Source organism: Montanilutibacter psychrotolerans (assembly GCF_003719825.1).
GTDB lineage: Bacteria > Pseudomonadota > Gammaproteobacteria > Xanthomonadales > Xanthomonadaceae > Montanilutibacter > Montanilutibacter psychrotolerans.
Map to the genome: position 1 here is coordinate 372632 of NZ_RIBS01000004.1, position 17330 is coordinate 389961.

A 17330-nucleotide genomic window follows, 5' to 3' on the forward strand; every position below is an offset into this window, starting at 1 on the left:
CGGCGCCGACTCGCGCGCCTGGCTTATCCTTTGCCACCCTGTCTGTGGTGGCACGTCAGATGCAATTCACCGTCCCCGCCGACCATCCGTGCCTGCCCGGCCATTTCCCGGGGCGTCCGCTGGTGCCTGGCGTGGTAGTGCTCGACCGCGTGCTGGCGGCGGTAGAGGCCGCAACCGGCCGGCCGATCGAGACGCTGGGGCTGCCGCAGGTGAAGTTCCTGCTGCCGCTGTTGCCCGGTGAGTCGGCTCGGGTTGAACTGCAATCGGACGCGACCACGCCACTGCGCTGGCGATTTCGCGTGCTGCGTGGCGATGACCTGCTGGCCAGTGGCGAGGTGGTGATCGATGCAGGCCGCCCTGCCGATGGCTGCGGAGCGGGGGCATGAGCACGGACTGGAAGCAGCGCCCCGAAGGCGGCGGCCGCTTTGCGATCTGGCTGATCCGCACCATTGCCCGCTACGGCGGGCGTGCCGTGGCGCGTCTGCTGCTGTACCCGATCACGGCTTACTTCGTGCTGGTGCGCGGGCCGGAACGGCGTGCCTCGCAGGCCTTCCTCCAGCGGGCCCTGGGCCGACCGGCGGGCTGGACCGATGGCTTCCGTCACGTGCACAGCTTCGCCGCCACCATCCTCGACCGCGTGTTCATGCTCAGCGGCCAGTTGGAGCGTTTCGATATCACCATCGACGGCGTGGACGCCGTTCACGCCCAGCTCGACCGCGGACAGGGCGTGCTGATGTTCGGCTCGCACCTGGGCAGTTTCGAGGTGATGCGCGTGCTCGGCTGCCGGCGGCCGGGCCTCAAGGTGCGCGTGGTGTTCGACCGCGGCCACAACGCCGCGGTCACCCAACTGCTCGAAGCACTCGATCCGCAGATGGCCGCGACCGTGATCGATGCCGCCCAGGACGGCCCGTCGATCGTGTTCGCGATCAAGCAGGCGCTCGACGAGGGCGCGCTGGTGGCGTTGCTGGTCGACCGCGCGCGACCCGGCGAGCCGACCGTCCAGGCGCCGTTCCTGGGAAGCCCGGCACCGTTCCCGGTGGCACCGTGGCTGATTGCCGCGGCACTGAAGGTGCCGGTGATGCTGGCGTTCGGCCTGTACCGCGGTGGCCGCCGCTACGAGCTGGCCTTCGAGCTGTTCAGCGCGGGGCTGGACATCGGTCGGCATAACCGTGCTCAGGCATTGCCGGCGGTGGTGCACGACTATGCCGCGCGGCTGCAGGCACGCACCCTGGCAGCGCCGTACAACTGGTTCAACTTCTACGACTTCTGGCAGACCGACGATGCGAACGATCCCGCGTGTGACCCTGCTGGCGACGCTCATGGCGCTGGTCGCGAGCCCGCTGGCCGCCGCCCCGCCTGAGGTCCAGGCGGCCAGCGTCGACTGGGCCCTCGCGCAACTGGCGCAGCCCACGCCCAGCCGGACCGAATTCCTCGAACTGCGCGGGTCGGCGATGCTCAAGCAGCCGCTGCGCCTGCAGGGCGAGTACCGTCGTCCCGACGGGGCCACGCTGGTGCGCGAGGTGCGTCAGCCGTACGCCGAGACCACCACCATCCGCGCCGGTGAGGTGCGCATCGCGCGCGCTGGCCAGTCGCCGCGCACGTTCTCGTTGGCCCGCGCGCCGGAGCTCGCCGGGCTGCAGGCCAGTTTCGGCGCCCTGCTGTCGGGCGATCGTGCGCGCCTGGAGCGTGACTACCGCATCGTCGTCAACGGAAGTCGCGCGCAATGGACGCTGGCGCTGCGACCCAACGACGCCGCGCTGGCCGCGCGCGTGCAGGCGATCGTGCTGTACGGGCGCGCCGCCGAATTGCGCTGCATCGAGACCCGAGCCGTGCCGGCGCGCGGCGGCCCCATGGCGGCGCCGCAACGCACCCTGCTCGCCGGCGCCGCGCGCGCTGCGGCCACGGTCGCCGAGCCGGCCGGTCTGGCCGCGCTGTGCACCGGCCAGCCGGCGCAATGACGGCCTCGTCACCTTCCGGCGACGCGCCGTCCGGCCACGCCATTCCCGATGATTCCCAGCCCGGTGCGCCCCAACCTGATGCGACCGGATCACACGGGCCGCGTCTGCTGGCGCCGGGGCTGCGGATCGCGCTGGCGCTGGCGTGGCTGGGATTGCTGGTCGCGGCCGGCCTCTGGCTGGGGTCGCGCCTTCAACTCAGTGGCGACCTGCGCAAGTTCATGCCGGCCGCGCAGACGCCGGCGCAGAAGCTGCTGATCGACGAACTGGGCGAGGGCCCGGGCTCGCGCCTGCTGCTGATCGCGTTGTCGGGCGCCGATGCGCAGACCCTCGCCGCGCAATCGACGGCGATGGCCGCGACGCTGGCGGTCGAGGACCGGTTCCAGTTCGTCGCCAACGGCATGGACGGCGGGCTCGACGCCGTGCCCGAACGCCTGCGGCCCTACCGCTATTTGCTGTCGCCGACGCTCGACGGGCAGGCATTCGATGCGGCCTGGTTGGCCGATGAACTGGGCGCGCGCGTGCAGGACCTCGGCTCACCGGCGGCGGGCTTGATCGAACCGCTGCTGCCGGCCGATCCCACGCTGGAGACGCTCAAGCTGGCCGAGGCCTGGCAACCGGCCAACGCGCCCCAGCGCGTGCACGGCGTGTGGTTCGATCGCGCCGGTCGCGAGGCGTTGCTGGCGGTGCAGACGCGCGCTGCGGGCTTCGATCCGACCGGCCAGCAACAGGCGGTCGACGCCATCCGCGCGGCGTTCGAGGCCAGCCGCGGCGACAGCGCTGCCACGCTCACGCTCAGCGGCCCGGGTGCGTTCTCGGTGGAGATCGGTGGCCGCACCGCGCGCGAGGCCAGCCTGATCGGCACGATCGACTCGATCGTGTTCGCGCTGCTGCTGTGGCTGGCCTACCGCAGCTGGAAGGCACCGCTGCTGGGCGGCCTGCCGCTGGCCACGGGCGGGCTGGCCGGACTGGCGGCGGTCGCGCTGGCATTCGATGGCGTGCACGGCATCACCATCGCCTTCGGCTTCACCCTGATCGGCGTCGCCCAGGACTACCCGATCCACCTCTTCAGCCACCAGCGTGCGGGGCTGTCGCCGTGGGCGAACGCGCGCGCGCTGTGGCCCACGCTGGGCACCGGTGTCGCCTCGACCTGCATCGCCTACCTGACCTTCCTGGCGTCGGGTGTCGACGGCCTGCGCCAACTGGCGGTCTTCACCATCGTCGGGCTCGGCAGTGCCGCGCTCGCCACGCGCTTCGTGCTGCCCGCGCTGCTCGACCCCGATGCGCGCGATCCGGCGCACTCGCCCCGACTGGCCCGTCTCTGGGCGCGGCTTGCACGCTGGCCGCGCATGGGCCCGGTGTGGTTCGGCGCGGTGGCGATGGTTGCGCTGGCGATCGCGTTGCTCGCTCCGGGGCCGTTCTGGCAGAACGACCTGGCCAAACTGACACCGGTGCCGGCACCGGCACTGGCGCGTGACGCGCAGTTGCGCGACGAACTGGGTGCGCCCGACGTGCGCTACCTGGTGGCGCTGGAACGCGCCGATGCGCAGACCGCCCTGCAGGACAGCGAGCGACTGCGTCCGGCACTGGAGCAGTTGCGTACCACCGGCGCGATTGCCGGCTATGACCTCGCCGCGCGCTATCTGCCCAGCGCGGCGACCCAGCTCGCGCGGCAGCGTAAATTGCCCGACGCCGACACGCTGCGGCCGATGCTGGCCTCGGCCGTGGCCGCCAGCCCGTTCCGCGAGGATGCGTTCGCCGCGTTCGTCGATGATGTCGCCGCCGCGCGTGCCGCGCCGCCGCTGCGCCCGCAGGATCTGGCGTCGACGCCGCTGGCCGCCAGCGTCGATGGCTTGTTGTTGCGGCACGCCGATGGCCGCGCAACCGCGCTGGTGTCGCTGGGCGGGCTGCGCGATCCCGACGCGGTCGCGCGCGTCGTGTCGGCCAATGGCGCGCAACTGCTCGACCTCAAGCAGGCGTCCGAGTCGCTGGTGGCGCAGTACCGCAGCCGCGTGCTGTGGGCGCTGGCGCTGGCCTCGGTGTTGCTGGTGGCGACGGTGTGGTTCGCATTGCGATCGGGACGGCGCGTGCTGCGGGTGATCGCCCCGATGCTGCTGACCACGCTGCTGGTGCTCGCCCTGCTGCGTGGCCTGGGCATCGAACTCAACCTGTTCCACCTGGTCGCACTGATCCTTGCCGCCGGGCTCGGGCTGGACTACGCGCTGTTCTTCGACCATGCCGGCGACGACCGCGACAGCCAGCTGCGCGCGCTGCACGCGATCATCGTGTGCAGCCTGACCACGTTGCTGGTGTTCGCGCTGCTGGCGACCTCCAGCATCCCGGTGCTGCGCGCCATCGGCGCGACGGTCGCGCTCGGCGTGGCGTGCAACTTCGTGCTGGCGCTGTTGCTGGTGCGCGGCGCGGCCGAGGTGGACGGCGATCCGATGCCGAGCCGCGCCACGGCGTCGACCTGAGCGACTCGCGTGATACCAAACGTTTTCCGTCGCATGCCCGGATGCCCCAAATGAGCGAACCCGTCCTCGGTCGCGACCGTATCGTCGCCCTGGTACCCCATCAAGGTGCGATGTGCCTGTGGGACGAGGTGTTGGCCTGGGATGCGCAGACCATCCGCCTGCGCGCGGGCAACCACCGCGACCCCGCGCACCCGCTGCGCAGCGACGGCCGCCTTCGCGCGGTGCACCTGTGCGAGTACGGCGCCCAGGCAATGGCCGTGCACGGCGGCCTGCGTGCCGGCGAGGGAGGCGGCGCGGCGCGGCCCGGCGTGCTGGTCGCGTTGCGTGGCGTGGCGCTGCACGTGGCCCGCATCGACGACCTTGCCGACGCACTGGAGTGCGAGGCGCAACTGCTGGCCGAGGGCGAGGCCAGTCAGCAGTACAGCTTCCGCATCCACCACGCCGGCGTCGTGCTTGCCGAAGGCCGTGCGGCCGTGGTGCTGCAACCACGCGGGTAGCGCAGGCCGCCGGCAGCGTGCCGGAGCGGACCACCATTGGCCCGGCTCCTACAATGGCGGCCCACACTCCATCGAAGGTGCACCGATGCCCCAGGCCCCCACGCTCCGCCGCGCGCTCGTCACCGGCGGCAGCGGCGATCTCGGTGGCGCGATCTGCGCCCGACTTGCCGCCGATGGCCTGCACGTGATCGTCCACGGCAACGGCAACCCCGCGCGCGCGCAGGCGGTGGTCGAGGCGATCCAGGCCGAGGGTGGCAGCGCGCAGGCGGTGGTGTTCGATGTCGCCGACGGCGAGGCCGCGGCCACGGCGATGGCGGCCCTGCTCGCCGATGGGCCGATCCAGGTCGTGGTCAACAACGCCGGCATCCACGACGACGCACCGATGGCGGGCATGAGCGAGTCGCAGTGGAAGCGCGTCATCGACGTATCGCTGCACGGGTTCTTCCACGTCACGCAGCCGCTGCTGCTGCCGATGGCGCGCGCGCGCTGGGGGCGCATCGTCAGTGTGTCGTCGGTGGCGGCGGTGCTGGGCAATCGCGGCCAGACCAACTACGCCGCGGCCAAGGCCGCGCTGCACGGCGCCAGCAAGTCGCTCGCGCGCGAGATGGCCTCGCGCAACATCACCGTCAACGTGATCGCCCCGGGGGTCATCCAGGGCCGCATGGCCGCGGACGCGTTCCCGGCCGAGACCATCAAGCAGCTGGTTCCCGCCGGCCGCGCCGGCACGCCCGAAGAAGTCGCCGCGCTGGTCGGATTTCTCTGCTCGGACCAGGCGGGCTACATCAACGGCCAGGTGATCGGCATCGACGGCGGGATGAGCTGAACGGCGGATTGCGCCGCGCCGGCCGATTGCGGCGCGCAACGCATGCCCTCACCCGATTGGTGGTCCAGGTGGACTAGGATCACGGAGTGCTCCGCAGTGGAGCAGCCACTGGAGACCGCGATGGTCCGTTCCCTGACATTGCTGATGCTGACCTTGCTGCTGGCCGCATGTGCCAGCTCGCATGTACTGACCGGCACGCCGCGCCCGCCGGTCGATCCCGCCCAGGTGCGGGTGGTGTTCGGCCCGCCGCCGGTGGCCTACGAAGAGATCGCGCAGTTGCAGGCCACCAGTGGTGGCTTCACCTGGGGCGAGCAGAACAAGATGAACTCGGTGCTGCGCAAACTGCAGCGCGAGGCCGCGAAGCTTGGCGCGAACGGCGTGGTCATCCTCGGTATCGACGAGGGATACGGCGGTGGTGGCGTGGGCATCGGCGTTGGCGGTGGCCGCCATCACGTCGGTGGCGGCATCGGCGTGGACATCAGCCCCAGGCAGAAGATCGCGCAGGCAATCGCCGTGCACTTCAACGCGCCGTTGCCACCGTCGCCGCCGGCGCCACCGGCCGACTAGCCTCGCCGCTGCCGCGCTGGTGCCGGCGGGGTTTGACTGCCACACACCCGGCGCGGCTGAACTTCCGGGCGGCGTGGCCCGTGCGGGGCACTCAGTCGGCGATGTCGCCGTGCGCGCGGTCGTCGCGCAAGGCCGCCGGTGACCTGCCGGCAAACCAGGTCAGCAGCGGCCCTGTCATCACCGTGGTGGTCAGCGCCATCACCAGCAACATCGTGAACAGCTCCGGGCCGATCAGGCCCACGTCCAGGCCGACCTTCATCACGATCAGTTCCATCAGGCCGCGCGCGTTCATCAGCGCGCCCGTCGACAGGCTGTCGCGCCAGCCGTAGCCCGCCAGGCGTGCGCCGGCCGTGCCGCCGATGCCCTTGCCCAGCACCGCCGCGGCAAGGATCAACGCCAACGCGCCCAGGCCGGCACCGGTGAATGCATCGCTGCGCGTGTTCAACCCGGCCAGGGCGAAGAAGATCGGCAACAGCAGCACCACCGCGATGACCTCGATGCGGTCGATCAGGTACTGCAGCAGTCGGTCGTCGCGCGGCAGGCAGGCGCCGAACAGGAACGCACCAAACACCGCGTGCAGGCCCAGCCATTCGGTCAGCGCCGCGCAGGCGAGCATGCCGGCGAGGATGGCGGCGAGCAGCATCGGCGACGGCCGGCCGTCGGGGGCATGGCGCGCCAGCAGCGAGCCGTACAACGGTCGCAGCACGCCGAACACCAGCGCTGACAACGCCACCAGGCCCAACACGGTTTTCAGGAAGCCCACGGCGCCAGCGTCGGCACCGGCCAGTGCCACCACCACTGCGAGCACGATCCAGGCAAACACGTCGGCAATCGCCGCGCTGCTCAGCGACAACTGGCCCAGCCGCGTGCGGGTCATGCCGCGGTCCTTGAGGATCCGAGCCATCACCGGGAACGCGGTGATCGACATCGCCGCGGCCATGAACAACGCGAACGGCCAGAACGCGACCCCGTCCGGCGCCAGCGTGGGATGCAGCATCGGCGAGATCGCCACGCCCAACGCCATCGGCAGGACGATGCTGAGCAGGCCGACCGTGCCGGCCGATTTCAGCTGTGCGCGAACGCCATCGGGTGCGCGCAGTTCGGCGCCGACGATGAACATGAAAAGCACCAGGCCCAGTGTCGACAGCGAGGCCAGCGCCGGCAGCGACTCGTGCGCAAACAGCTGGGCGTGCAACTGCGGCGCCAGCGCGCCAAACACCACCGGTCCGAGCAGCAGTCCGGCGGCCATCTCGCCGATCACTGCCGGTTGGCCGACATGACGTAGCAGCAGCCCGCACAGGCGCGCGGTGACCAGGATGACAACCAGTTGCAGCAGGAGCAGCGAATGGGGCATGGCGATCGACGGCGAGAGAGGAGGAAATGGATCGAAGGGAATCGGCGCGCACCACGCCGACGCGGAATGCCAGGCGCCGGCGCACACCGCTCGGCTGGGAAATTACGAGTGGCTGGGCAGCGGCCTCAGGCCAGCACGGGTGCCTCGCAAAGGTACCAATGGCCGTCCAGCTGCTCGCCGCTTTCGTCGACGCCGACCAGCAACGCATCCAGGCCGTGGTCGTCGATGTCGGGCCAGTGCTCGCGTGCCCGTTCCAGCAACTCGGCGGCCAGTCCGCGCATGCGCACGACGTTGGCATCGATGCGGTCGGCGAAGGCGCCGGCGTCGAGCTCGTCCATCAGCGCGCGGTTCATCTCGTGGAACCAGCCCAGCGTGAACTGGTCCAGCATCGCCCGGTCGTGCGTGCGTGGGTCGTCGGCGTCGAACACACCGGCCGCGGCGTTGCGCTCGCCCCAATCGCGCAGCAAGGGCTGCACGGCCAGGTTGAGCTGGCGACCGAGCGTGAACTGCGGACGCAAACGGCCGAGCGTCGCGATGTCGGACTGTCGCTGGGCGAAGAACAGCGGTGCCAGCAGCGCCCAGTAGAACGTGTAGTCCCAGACCACCTTGAGTGGCATGACCTGGGCGTCGCCGAACAGCGGGTACTGGTCCTGGTAGATGCTCAACGTGCTCTCGTAGAACGAGAAGTACAGCTGCTGGTAGATCGACGCGTACGGCGCGAACTGCTCGCCGGCCCGGTCCTTGCCGATCAGCTCGCAGATGTAGGTGTTGCTCATCGCGATGAAGTCGCTGCCCGGCGAATAGAACGGGTCGAGGAACAGCCCGGCCTCGCCGGTCAATGCCCAGCGATCGGCCGAGAAGACCTGCTTGCAGCCGTACGAGAAGTGCCGCAGGAACAGGAAGTCCTGCACGCCGTGCGCGTCCTTGTCGATCGCGCGCGCCATCGCCGGCTGATGCGCGCGCAGCCAGTCCATCGCCTTGGCGTGGGTGTTCATGGTGTCGAGCGGATGCATCTTCGCGTCGCAGACGATGCCCAGTGAATGGGCGCCGGAAGCCAGCGGGATCAGCCAGAACCAGTAGCCGGGTCCGCACATGTGGTTGGTCGAACGCCAGCGGTCGGCGGGCGTGCAACGCTGCAGCCAGTCGGCATCGGTGGACCAGTCGTTCGGATCGACGAAGCCGTCGACACGCCACCACACCGCATTGACGTCGTGGTCGTTGGCCTGCGCGAGGTCGAGCTTGCGCTTGATCAGCCCGGCACGACCTGCCGCGTCGACCATCCAGCGCGCGGTCAGCGTATGCGCCTGGCCATCGTGCTCGTAGCGAATGAGGTGCGGCGTGTCGTCGACGCCGATGTCGAAGCCCCGGACCACGCACGCGTCACGGAAGTCGACGCCCAGCGCGCGCGCCTGTTCGCCGAGGAAGTTCTCGAATCGTCCGCGGTCGAGTTGCCACGACGGCGCTGGAAGCAGTTGCGAGACGCCGAGCTCGGTGCAGCGGTCGATGTCCGTGCGGCCTTCGCTGAAGAAGAAGCGGAAGCCGAACTTGCGGATCTGCTCTTGCTCCAGATGGTCGCGCAGGCCGAGCACGTGGGCGAAGTAGTGCGCGCCAATCTCCACCGACGACTCACCAACCTTGAACGCCGCCTCGCGCACCGGGTGCGCGTTGCGCTCCAGCACCACCACCTCGATCGTCGGATCACGCTGCCTGAGCTGGATCGCCAGGCTCAGGCCGGCCAGGCCACCACCGAGAATCACGACATCGGCGGTGGCGGGCGTTGGGGTGGTGGTGTGGGACATTCGACGGGCACTCCAGGGTGGAAGAGGCGACGCATCGCGTCGTGGCCGGTGGTGCTTCCTTGCAGTCGTGCCAATGCCAGTGTCAGTGCCGGTGATGCGGACTACGTGTCGAAGATCCGCGGCGGGTTGGCGCGCGTGCGCCGATACTCTCGGACCACGTGGCCATGACGCAAGACCTGGCCGACCACGTGGGAGGTGATGCGGTACAGATCGTGCAGCGGACGGAAGTGGCTCTTGCGGAACTGCACCGCTTCACCGGATTGCTGGTAGCGCGACTCGACCGGCACCGACACCACGTGCGCGTCGAGCCGGCGCGCGGCCGAGATCAGGATCTGCGCCTCGAACACGAAGCCGTCGCCGGGCACGTCGTCCAGCGCGCACACCGCGGCCGGGTAGTAGCGCTGTCCGCTCTGGGTGTCGGCGATGCGGTAGCCGCATCCCCAGCCGATGCCCCAGTCGCCGAACTCGTTGGCCATGCGGCGATAGCCAGGTTGCGAGGCCCGCTTGCGCAGGCGCGCGCCGATCACGATCGCCCCGGGATGCGCCGCGGCGGCGGCCAGCAGGCGTGGGATGTCGTCGGGCGAGTGCTGGCCGTCGCCGTCGATGGTCAGCACACCGTCGAAGCCACGACGCAGCGCCTCGGCGAACCCGTCGCGCAGGCTGGCGCCCTTGCCCTGCCGTTGCGCGTGGCGCAGCAGGATGACCGGCAGGTCGGCAATCTGTTCGTGGGTGCCGTCGTCGGAGCCGTCATCGACGACGATCACGTTCGGGCAATGCGCCAGCGCGCCCTCGACGACCTCGCGGATGCGCAATGCCTCGTTGAGCGCCGGCACCAGCACCGCGACGCGGTTGCGGTCGATCTGGGTCATGCGCGATCTCCGGCGCGGCGGCAACGGCACATGACGCGCAGGAGACGTGTGGTCATGGTCGCGGCTTGCAAGGGCGATGGGGAGTGGGTCATCGGCCAAGCTCCACCCGCAGCGCGCGTCCCGGTCCGGCATGCAGCAGCGCCTGCGTTTGACCGCTGGCGATCGCATCGAACAACGGCAGCATCGCCGCCATGGCATTGCCGGCGGCGAGCCGCGCGATGGCGCCGTCGCCGTCGTCGGCATCGCCGTCGACCAGGGTGATGCTCAGTGTCATGGCGTCGGTGCGGGGCGTCGACGACAGCACCAGCCCGGTGCCGAGCAGGCCCAAGCTGGACGATACCGCCGCGAGCGGGCCGGCCGAACTGCCGTCATAACCCACCAGCAGCACCGCCTCGCTGCCGCTGGCCAACTGCACCATGGCCTCGATCAGGCCCTGGGCGTAGCTGGCATCGAACGCGCTGATGGCGGTGGTCGGGTGCATGCAGCCCGCGCCGATCGTCCAGTAGCCGGCCGCGGCGTTGTGCACCGAATTGTGGAAACGCGTCGGCGACACCGATTGCGGCGCGTCGGCGAGCGTGGTGCAGATGTAGTCGGTGATCGTCAGGTCACCGTGCACGGAGGTGAACACACTGGGCAGGGTGGCCGGATCGCGCCCTGCCTGGGTGCACGCGGCCAGCGCCACTTCCAGCGCGACCGCGACGGTTTCCGGCGCGCGTCGACGCTCGTTGGGCGCCAGCAGCTGCGGCGATGGCCGGGTCGCGGCGTCGGTCGGCAACGTGCCGCCGCGCGCGTACGCCTGCGCGTCGGCCCACGACGGCAGGCCATGGGTCCACAAGCCGATGCCTTCGATCCAGGCAGTGAACACGGGCCCGCTCATGGCGCCTTCCCGAACAGCAGCGAGCAGTTGTTGCCGCCGAAGCCAAACGAATTGTTCATCGCGAACGCGAGGGTGTCCTGGCGCGCATTGTCGAAGCGGATCTGCGCACCGCAGACCGGGTCGGGCTCGCTGCTGTTGAGGATGCCGGGCAGCTCGCCCAGTTCGAGCGCGAGCAGGGCAATCACCGACTCGACGATGCCGGCCGCGCCGAGCGTGTGGCCGGTCCAGCCTTTGGTCGAGCTGGCATGCAGCGTGTCGGGGAACAGCGCGGCGACCGCGATCGCCTCGGCACGGTCGTTTGCCGGCGTGGCGGTGCCGTGCAGGTTGAGGTAGCCCACGGCGCTGGCGTCGATGCCGCCGCGCGCGAGCGCCTCGGCCATGGCCAGCTGCGCGCCCAGGCCCTCCGGGTGCGGCGACGACATGTGGTGGGCGTCGCTGGACTCGCCATAGCCGCGCAACTGCAGGCTGCCGCTGCGCTCGTCGGCGTCGCACCGCTCGAGCAGCGCAAAGCCGCCGGCCTCGCCCAGCGACAGGCCGACGCGCTGGGCGTCGAACGGTCGGCACGGCTCGCTGGAGACCAGCTGCAGCGAGTTGAAGCCGAACAGCACGCTGCCGCACAAGGTATCGACGCCGCCGACCAGGGCGGCGTCCACGACGCCGGCGGCGATCAACCGGGCGGCCTGGGCGAACACCTTGGCACTGGACGAGCAGGCCGTGGCGACGGTGATCGCCGGCCCGCGCACGCCGGTGGCCTGCTGGAGGAAGTTGCCAAGCGAATGCGGAGTGTGGATGCCAGGTCGGTCGAGGTCGTCCGGAAAGCGCTGGCCGTCGTCGCCGACCTGCAGGCGGGTGTAGGCCTCCTCGGTGGCGCCGATGCTGGAGGTCGAGGTGCCCACGACCAGGGCGACCCGTTCGGCGCCGTGGCGCGCGATCGCGGCGTCCACCGCCCCGCCGACGCCGTCCTGCTGCAGGGCCAGCCAGGCCAGGCGGTTGTTGCGGCACTCCCACGTCGCCAGCGACGGCGGCAGCGGCAGTGCCTCGAGGCCGTCGACGCGGCCGATCCAGCACGGCAGTGGCTTGCCGTCCGCGCAGGCCGGGCCGAAGTCGTTGGGGCGCAGGCCGCCGCGGCGTTCGCGCAGGGCGTGAGCGTGGGCGTCGCGGCCTCGTCCGAGGGCGCTGGTGGCGGTATAGGCACGTACCGCCACGGCGGGCATCGGTGCGGAGGGGGATACGGGAAGTTGCGGCACGCAGTGGTCCGGATTGCAGGCAATGGCGAGTATAGCCAGCGCCCGCGCGCTGTCCGCGTCCCACCATTCGGACCGGTATCCATGCCGTCGCCCGCGTCGCGGGCCCGCCGGCCGGTCCGTACGGCGCAGCAGCAGGCGCCGGGCCTTGCCGTCGGGCGCCACCGATCGCGCCAGCCGCGACGGCCGTCGCGCGTGCACTGGCCCGGGCCGCCGTAGACTGGTTGCCCACTGCCGCCAGGCCACGACGCCCGATGTCCAGCCGTACCGCCCACCGGCTTGCCCTGTTCGGCGATCGCGATGTGCTGCACGCGATGGCCGTGGCGTCGGCGGCCTGCGTCCTCAGTGCCGGGCTGGTCTACGTGGGCTACTTCGTGCACGTGCTGCGCGTCGCACGGCGCGCCCCCTGCCTGCCCACGCGTGGCGATTGCGTGCTGCTGTTCGGCAAACACTCGCCGGGCGGCCTGATCGACAACGATTTCGCCGCACGCCTGGACCGCGCGGTGTCGCTGTGGCGCGAGCGCCCGCCGGCCAGCGTGGTGCTGCTTGGCGGCGGCCCCGACGACGAACCCACCGAGGCCGAGCTGGCCCGTGACGGCCTGTTCGCGCGCGGCATGGCCGCCGATGCCCCGCTGTGGCTGGAGGCGGAGTCGCGCAACACCCTGCAGAACCTGCGCAACGCACGCGCGATGCTGCTGACCGGCGGTCCGACGGCCGCCGCGGGCGCGTCGCTGGTGGCAGCGTTGCCGCCGGGCACTGCCGTCCGGATCGAGGGCGCGGGCGTCACGGCGCCCGCAACGGCAACGGCCGCGCGTCCGCACGTGATCCTGCTCAGCAGCCGGTATCACCTGGCGCGCTGCGCGCTGTTCGCCCGCCAGCTTGGCTTCGATGCCGAACTGTGCGCCGCCGAGCCGCGCCTGCAGCTCGGCCCGCGCATGCTGCTGCGACTGGCCGGCGAGGCCGGCTACGTGTGCATCACCGATCTGGGAACCCGCTGGGCGCGCCTGATCCGCCATCGGCGGATGCTGGAACGCGTGAGTTGACCCGCGCGGACCGGGCGCGTCGTGACGCGCGCCCGCCCCCGGGCGTGGTCCGCATCAGCGCCCGGGCGTAGTCTTCGCGAAATCGCCGGCGGCGACGATGCTCAATCGTTCTGGACGCAGGTGCTTGCGGATCGCGGCGTTGACCTGTTCGACCGTCATCGCGCGATAGCGCGCGTCGCGTTCGGCGGTGTACTGCATGGTGACGCGGTAATGGAGGTTGCTGGCGAGGATGCCGGCGATGCTGCCGTCGGAGGCGCGGCCCTGTTCGCGCTGGGTCAGCAGCTCGGCCACCGAATCGCGCACCTCGGCCTCGGTGACGCCATCGCGCAGCAGTCGGTCCAGCTCCTCACGCAGGGCGCGCTCGACCTTGTCGACGTTTTCCGGGGCGGCGATCGCGTCGATGGCGAAGCTGCCAGCGTCGTCGCGGCCTTCCGGGCTGGCGTCGGCGCTGATCGCGCTGCCGATGCTGTAGCTCAGCCCGTCGCGGTCGCGAATCCGGTCGTACAGCCGCGACCGCCTGCCGCCGCCGAACACCTGGTTGGCCACCATCAGCGCCTCGTAATCGGCGTCGTCGATGTTCAGCGAGAGGTTGTGCCGCGCCTTCACCACCGCGTTGGACTTGTCGGGTGCGGGCAGGCGCAGGTCGGTCGCGGCGATGTCGACGTGACGGGTGTGGATCGGCGCATACGGCGTTGGGCTCTGCCAGTCGGCGAACAGAGCCTCCAGTTGCGCGCGCACGGCATCGGCATCGAAATCGCCGACGATGGCGATCTCGCCATCGGCGCTGCCATAGAAGTCGCGATGGAAGGCGCGCAGGTCCTCGACCTTGAGTGCGCGAAGCCGCGCGAGTGAATCGTCCAGCGGCACCCACTCCAGCGGGTGGCCGGCGGGCCACGTGTTGAAGTGACGACCCAATGATTCCCCGACCAACGATCCGGGCTCGTTTCGTGACGCTTCCAGCGAGGTTATCCAGCGCAGCCGGAGTTGTTCGAACTCGCTCTCGGGGAACACCGGGTGGCGCATCACGTCGGCGGCCAGCGCGAGCGCGTCGGCCAGGCGGTCGCGCTGCGAGATCATCGCGATGTCGGCCCCCTGCATGCCGCCGCGCAGGCTGGCGCGGGTCTTGAGCGCGTCGAAGCGCTGGGTGATCTCGTTGCGGGTCATCGTCGCGCTGCCGGCAGTCAGCAGTGCCCCGGCGACGGCGGCATCGGTGCGACCGCGCAGGCTGGCCTCGTCGCCGAAGCGGAACGTCGCGTTGACCACCACGGTGTCGCCGCGGTTGTCCTTGGGAAGCAACGACACCTTGAGGTGCGTGCCCAGCGTGAACGTCTGCGTGCGCGCGTCGATGTTGGCAGGGGTGGACTCGAAGCGTTCGCCAGCGGCCATCGCGGCGCGACCGGTGTAGCCCTGCAGCGCGGCCGCGGCCGAAGGCGCTGGCGGGATCTCGACGCGTTGGCTCGCATCGCCGGGCACATAGCGGCCCAGCGTGCGGTTTCCGGACTTGAAGTAGGTGCGTGCGACGCGATTGACGTCGTCGACGCTGACCTGCGCGACCCGATCGCGACGCAGGAAGAACAGTCGCCAGTCGCCCTGCGCGATCGCGTCGGTCAGCGCCATGCCGATGCCGTTGGGATTGCTCATCGCCAACTCGTAGCTGTTGGCGATGCGCTGCCTGGCGGCATCCACCTCGGCCGGGTTGGCGGCCGGGAAGTGCTCGATCTGCTCCAGCAGCACCGCCTGGACGCGCGCGGCGTCGCCGTCGCGCGGCAGGGCCGCGAACACCGTCATCAGCCCCGGCGCGCGGTTGTCCTCGTTGCCGGCGTTGACCGCCGCCGCCAGGCGCGTTTCGACCAGCGTCTGGTGCAGGCGTCCGCTCGGCGCGTGGTTGAGCAGGTTCGACAGCACGTCCAGCGCGGCGCCATCGGGGTGCGTGGCTGCCGGAATGTGGTAACCCAGCACGATGGCCTGGAAGTCACCGGCGCGGCGCAATACCACCTCGCGTTCGCCGTCCTGGGTGGGCTCGACGGTGTAGGCGCGCGGCATCGGCGTGGCGGGCCGGGCAACCGTGCCGAACGCGGCGGCAATGCGTGTCAGCGTCTCCGCCGCATCGATGCGCCCGGCGATCACCAGGCTGGCGTTGTCGGGTCGGTACCACGTCCGATAGAACGCCTGCAGGCGCTCGATCGGCACGTTTTCCACGTCGCTGCGCGCACCGATCGTGGTGTTGCCGTAGTTGTGCCAGAGGTAGGCGGTGGCGCGGACGCGCTCGTCGAGCACGTTGCCGGGGCTGTTCTCGCGGCTTTCCCACTCGTTGCGGACCACCGTCATCTCGCTGTCGAGGTCGGCCTTGGCGATGCGGGAGTTCACCATGCGGTCGGCTTCAAGCGCGAGCAGCCAGGCCAGGCTGTCGTCGTTGGCCGGGAACGACGCGTGGTAGTTGGTGCGATCCAGCCAGGTGCTGGCGTTGTAGCCGATGCCGCGACGCTTCATCTCGCCGCGGATATCGGCGTGGCGCGGTGTGCCCTTGAACAGCAGGTGCTCGAGCAGGTGGGCCATGCCGGTCTCGCCGTAGTTCTCGTGCACCGAGCCCACGGCGTAGGTCAGGCTGACCGTGACGGTGGGCCGGCTGGCATCGGGGAACAGCAGCACGCGCAGCCCGTTGCCCAGCGTGTACTCGCAGACGCCTTCCACGCAGGGGCCGGCACTGACACCGCGCGGCAGTGCGGCCGCGGCGATCTGCGGGTCGTCCGGGGCGGCTGTCGTGTCCGCGCCGGTGGCGGCCGCCGGTGGTGGCGTCGGGATCGCCAGCACGGCAAGCGTGGTGGCCAGCACGAGCGGGCGGAGGCGGTTCGGCAGCATCGGAATCCTTGCGGGCGGAGACAGGGCGACAGGAACGCGCCGGACGCGCGGCGCGATCGGCGAGAATGGCGATCCTCGCGAACCCGGCGCCGAATGTCATGCCCGAAACGTCACACCCGGCCGCCTTCGACGTCGGACCCGACAACGCATCCGCTGCCGCCGAGACCGACGTGCCGGCGATCGCCGAGGCCTGCACCGAGCCGGCGCCGGCCGCGCTCGCGGTGTTGTACGTCGATCCGTACCTGGCGGTGATCGACAAGCCGGCCGGCCTGATGGTCCACGACAGCGCGTTGGCGCGCGGCGAGACCGATTTCGCCGCCGACCGGCTGCGCGAGCAGTTCGGCCGGCCGATCTTCCTCGTGCACCGGCTCGATCGCGCCACCAGCGGTTGCCTGTTGCTGGCGTTCGACCGCGACACGGCTTCGGCGCTGGGCCGCGTGCTGATGTCGCGCGAGGTCGAGAAGGACTATTGGGCGGTGTGCCGTGGCTGGCCGGAGGAGGCGTTCGTGATCGACCACGATCTCGACGGCGGCCCGGGCAAGCCGATCAAGAAGCCCGCGATCACGCGTTTCGAGCGGCTCGCCACCACCGAGCTGGAAATACCGTCGGCGGGCTTTGGCACCTCGCGGTACGCCTTGCTGCGCGCGCAGCCGGAGACGGGCCGTTTCCGGCAGATCCGCCGCCACCTCAAGCACGTCTCGCATCACCTGATCGGCGACACCAGCCACGGCGACGGTCGCCACAACCGCAATTTCCGCATGCTCGGAATCCACCGCATGCTGCTACACGCGCGTCGTTTGGCGTTTGTCCATCCGCACGACGGGACACGCATCGAGGTCACGGCGCCGCTGGACGCGGAGTTCGCCAAGGCGCTGGCATTGTTCGCCGATGCCCCGGCGCACTGAACGGACCGGCTGACCGCAGTCCTGCCGGCCGGCGCACCGGCGTCAATTCCGGGCGCCGGCACCG

General features: G+C 70.7%; 15 protein-coding genes. 9 read left to right on the top strand and 6 right to left on the bottom strand.

Annotation, left to right across the window (positions count from 1 at the left end; all coding sequences use genetic code 11):
- The first annotated feature begins 59 nt into the window (after positions 1 to 59).
- The 7 genes from EER27_RS17355 (at position 60) to EER27_RS10815 (ending at position 6316) form a co-directional block, all read left to right on the top strand.
- The gene (locus tag EER27_RS17355; protein WP_123088093.1) at positions 60 to 386 is read left to right on the top strand and encodes an ApeI family dehydratase; all 327 of its coding nucleotides are present in this window, start codon (positions 60 to 62) and stop codon (positions 384 to 386) included.
- Positions 383 to 1360, top strand: a complete 978-nt coding sequence (locus tag EER27_RS10790; protein WP_123088094.1) for a lysophospholipid acyltransferase family protein — start codon at positions 383 to 385, stop codon at positions 1358 to 1360. Before EER27_RS17355 ends, EER27_RS10790 begins: the two co-directional genes overlap by 4 nt.
- Positions 1320 to 1958 carry a LolA-related protein gene (locus EER27_RS10795; RefSeq protein ID WP_123088095.1) on the top strand — a complete coding sequence of 213 codons (639 nt, stop codon included), beginning with the start codon at positions 1320 to 1322 and terminating at the stop codon, positions 1956 to 1958. Before EER27_RS10790 ends, EER27_RS10795 begins: the two co-directional genes overlap by 41 nt.
- On the top strand, positions 1955 to 4429 hold the full coding sequence (locus EER27_RS10800; RefSeq protein ID WP_123088096.1) for an MMPL family transporter: 2475 nt from the start codon (positions 1955 to 1957) through the stop codon (positions 4427 to 4429). Before EER27_RS10795 ends, EER27_RS10800 begins: the two co-directional genes overlap by 4 nt.
- A 50-nt stretch (positions 4430 to 4479) precedes the next feature.
- Positions 4480 to 4926 carry a hotdog family protein gene (locus EER27_RS10805; RefSeq protein WP_123088097.1) on the top strand — a complete coding sequence of 149 codons (447 nt, stop codon included), beginning with the start codon at positions 4480 to 4482 and terminating at the stop codon, positions 4924 to 4926.
- A gap of 85 nt (positions 4927 to 5011) precedes the next feature.
- Positions 5012 to 5749: a 3-oxoacyl-ACP reductase FabG gene (gene fabG / locus EER27_RS10810; protein WP_123088098.1), complete on the top strand. Its 738-nt coding sequence runs from the start codon at positions 5012 to 5014 to the stop codon at positions 5747 to 5749.
- 120 nt (positions 5750 to 5869) lie between these two features.
- Positions 5870 to 6316 carry a hypothetical protein gene (locus EER27_RS10815; RefSeq protein WP_148040999.1) on the top strand — a complete coding sequence of 149 codons (447 nt, stop codon included), beginning with the start codon at positions 5870 to 5872 and terminating at the stop codon, positions 6314 to 6316.
- A 91-nt stretch (positions 6317 to 6407) separates the two neighbouring features.
- Here the strand turns inward: EER27_RS10815 and EER27_RS10820 are convergent, their stop codons facing one another.
- The 5 genes from EER27_RS10820 to EER27_RS10840 form a co-directional block, all read right to left on the bottom strand.
- Positions 6408 to 7670, bottom strand: a complete 1263-nt coding sequence (locus EER27_RS10820; protein ID WP_123088100.1) for a cation:proton antiporter — start codon at positions 7668 to 7670, stop codon at positions 6408 to 6410.
- A 125-nt stretch (positions 7671 to 7795) separates the two neighbouring features.
- Positions 7796 to 9469 carry an NAD(P)/FAD-dependent oxidoreductase gene (locus tag EER27_RS10825; RefSeq protein ID WP_123088101.1) on the bottom strand — a complete coding sequence of 558 codons (1674 nt, stop codon included), beginning with the start codon at positions 9467 to 9469 and terminating at the stop codon, positions 7796 to 7798.
- A gap of 101 nt (positions 9470 to 9570) precedes the next feature.
- Complete coding sequence (locus tag EER27_RS10830; protein ID WP_123088102.1) at positions 9571 to 10338, bottom strand: glycosyltransferase family 2 protein; 768 nt, start codon at positions 10336 to 10338, stop codon at positions 9571 to 9573.
- Positions 10339 to 10426: 88 nt separating this feature from the next.
- Complete coding sequence (locus EER27_RS10835; protein WP_123088190.1) at positions 10427 to 11203, bottom strand: beta-ketoacyl synthase chain length factor; 777 nt, start codon at positions 11201 to 11203, stop codon at positions 10427 to 10429.
- Between the two features lie 8 nt (positions 11204 to 11211).
- Positions 11212 to 12429, bottom strand: coding sequence for a beta-ketoacyl-[acyl-carrier-protein] synthase family protein (locus EER27_RS10840; protein WP_123088103.1), 1218 nt, complete (start codon positions 12427 to 12429; stop codon positions 11212 to 11214).
- 284 nt (positions 12430 to 12713) lie between these two features.
- On the opposite strand from EER27_RS10840, the gene EER27_RS10845 reads away from it, so the two are divergent.
- Positions 12714 to 13502, top strand: a complete 789-nt coding sequence (locus EER27_RS10845; protein ID WP_123088104.1) for a YdcF family protein — start codon at positions 12714 to 12716, stop codon at positions 13500 to 13502.
- 54 nt (positions 13503 to 13556) lie between these two features.
- On the opposite strand, the gene EER27_RS10850 is transcribed toward EER27_RS10845, so the two are convergent.
- The gene (locus EER27_RS10850) at positions 13557 to 16361 is read right to left on the bottom strand and encodes a M16 family metallopeptidase (RefSeq protein ID WP_123088105.1); all 2805 of its coding nucleotides are present in this window, start codon (positions 16359 to 16361) and stop codon (positions 13557 to 13559) included.
- A 98-nt stretch (positions 16362 to 16459) separates the two neighbouring features.
- On the opposite strand from EER27_RS10850, the gene EER27_RS10855 reads away from it, so the two are divergent.
- Positions 16460 to 17266 carry a pseudouridine synthase gene (locus tag EER27_RS10855; protein ID WP_123088191.1) on the top strand — a complete coding sequence of 269 codons (807 nt, stop codon included), beginning with the start codon at positions 16460 to 16462 and terminating at the stop codon, positions 17264 to 17266.
- The last annotated feature ends 64 nt before the right edge of the window (positions 17267 to 17330 follow it).

Excerpts from the sequence above, each read along its gene's own strand:
- EER27_RS17355 (WP_123088093.1), top strand. The coding sequence starts at position 60 with ATGCAATTCACCGTCCCCGCCGACCATCCGTGCCTGCCCGGCCATTTC.
- EER27_RS10790 (WP_123088094.1), top strand. The coding sequence starts at position 383 with ATGAGCACGGACTGGAAGCAGCGCCCCGAAGGCGGCGGCCGCTTTGCG.
- EER27_RS10795 (WP_123088095.1), top strand. The coding sequence starts at position 1,320 with ATGGCGCTGGTCGCGAGCCCGCTGGCCGCCGCCCCGCCTGAGGTCCAG.
- EER27_RS10800 (WP_123088096.1), top strand. The coding sequence starts at position 1,955 with ATGACGGCCTCGTCACCTTCCGGCGACGCGCCGTCCGGCCACGCCATT.
- EER27_RS10805 (WP_123088097.1), top strand. The coding sequence starts at position 4,480 with ATGAGCGAACCCGTCCTCGGTCGCGACCGTATCGTCGCCCTGGTACCC.
- fabG (WP_123088098.1), top strand. The coding sequence starts at position 5,012 with ATGCCCCAGGCCCCCACGCTCCGCCGCGCGCTCGTCACCGGCGGCAGC.
- EER27_RS10815 (WP_148040999.1), top strand. The coding sequence starts at position 5,870 with ATGGTCCGTTCCCTGACATTGCTGATGCTGACCTTGCTGCTGGCCGCA.
- EER27_RS10820 (WP_123088100.1), bottom strand. The coding sequence starts at position 7,670 with ATGCCCCATTCGCTGCTCCTGCTGCAACTGGTTGTCATCCTGGTCACC.
- EER27_RS10825 (WP_123088101.1), bottom strand. The coding sequence starts at position 9,469 with ATGTCCCACACCACCACCCCAACGCCCGCCACCGCCGATGTCGTGATT.
- EER27_RS10830 (WP_123088102.1), bottom strand. The coding sequence starts at position 10,338 with ATGACCCAGATCGACCGCAACCGCGTCGCGGTGCTGGTGCCGGCGCTC.
- EER27_RS10840 (WP_123088103.1), bottom strand. The coding sequence starts at position 12,429 with ATGCCCGCCGTGGCGGTACGTGCCTATACCGCCACCAGCGCCCTCGGA.
- EER27_RS10845 (WP_123088104.1), top strand. The coding sequence starts at position 12,714 with ATGTCCAGCCGTACCGCCCACCGGCTTGCCCTGTTCGGCGATCGCGAT.
- EER27_RS10850 (WP_123088105.1), bottom strand. The coding sequence starts at position 16,361 with ATGCTGCCGAACCGCCTCCGCCCGCTCGTGCTGGCCACCACGCTTGCC.
- EER27_RS10855 (WP_123088191.1), top strand. The coding sequence starts at position 16,460 with ATGCCCGAAACGTCACACCCGGCCGCCTTCGACGTCGGACCCGACAAC.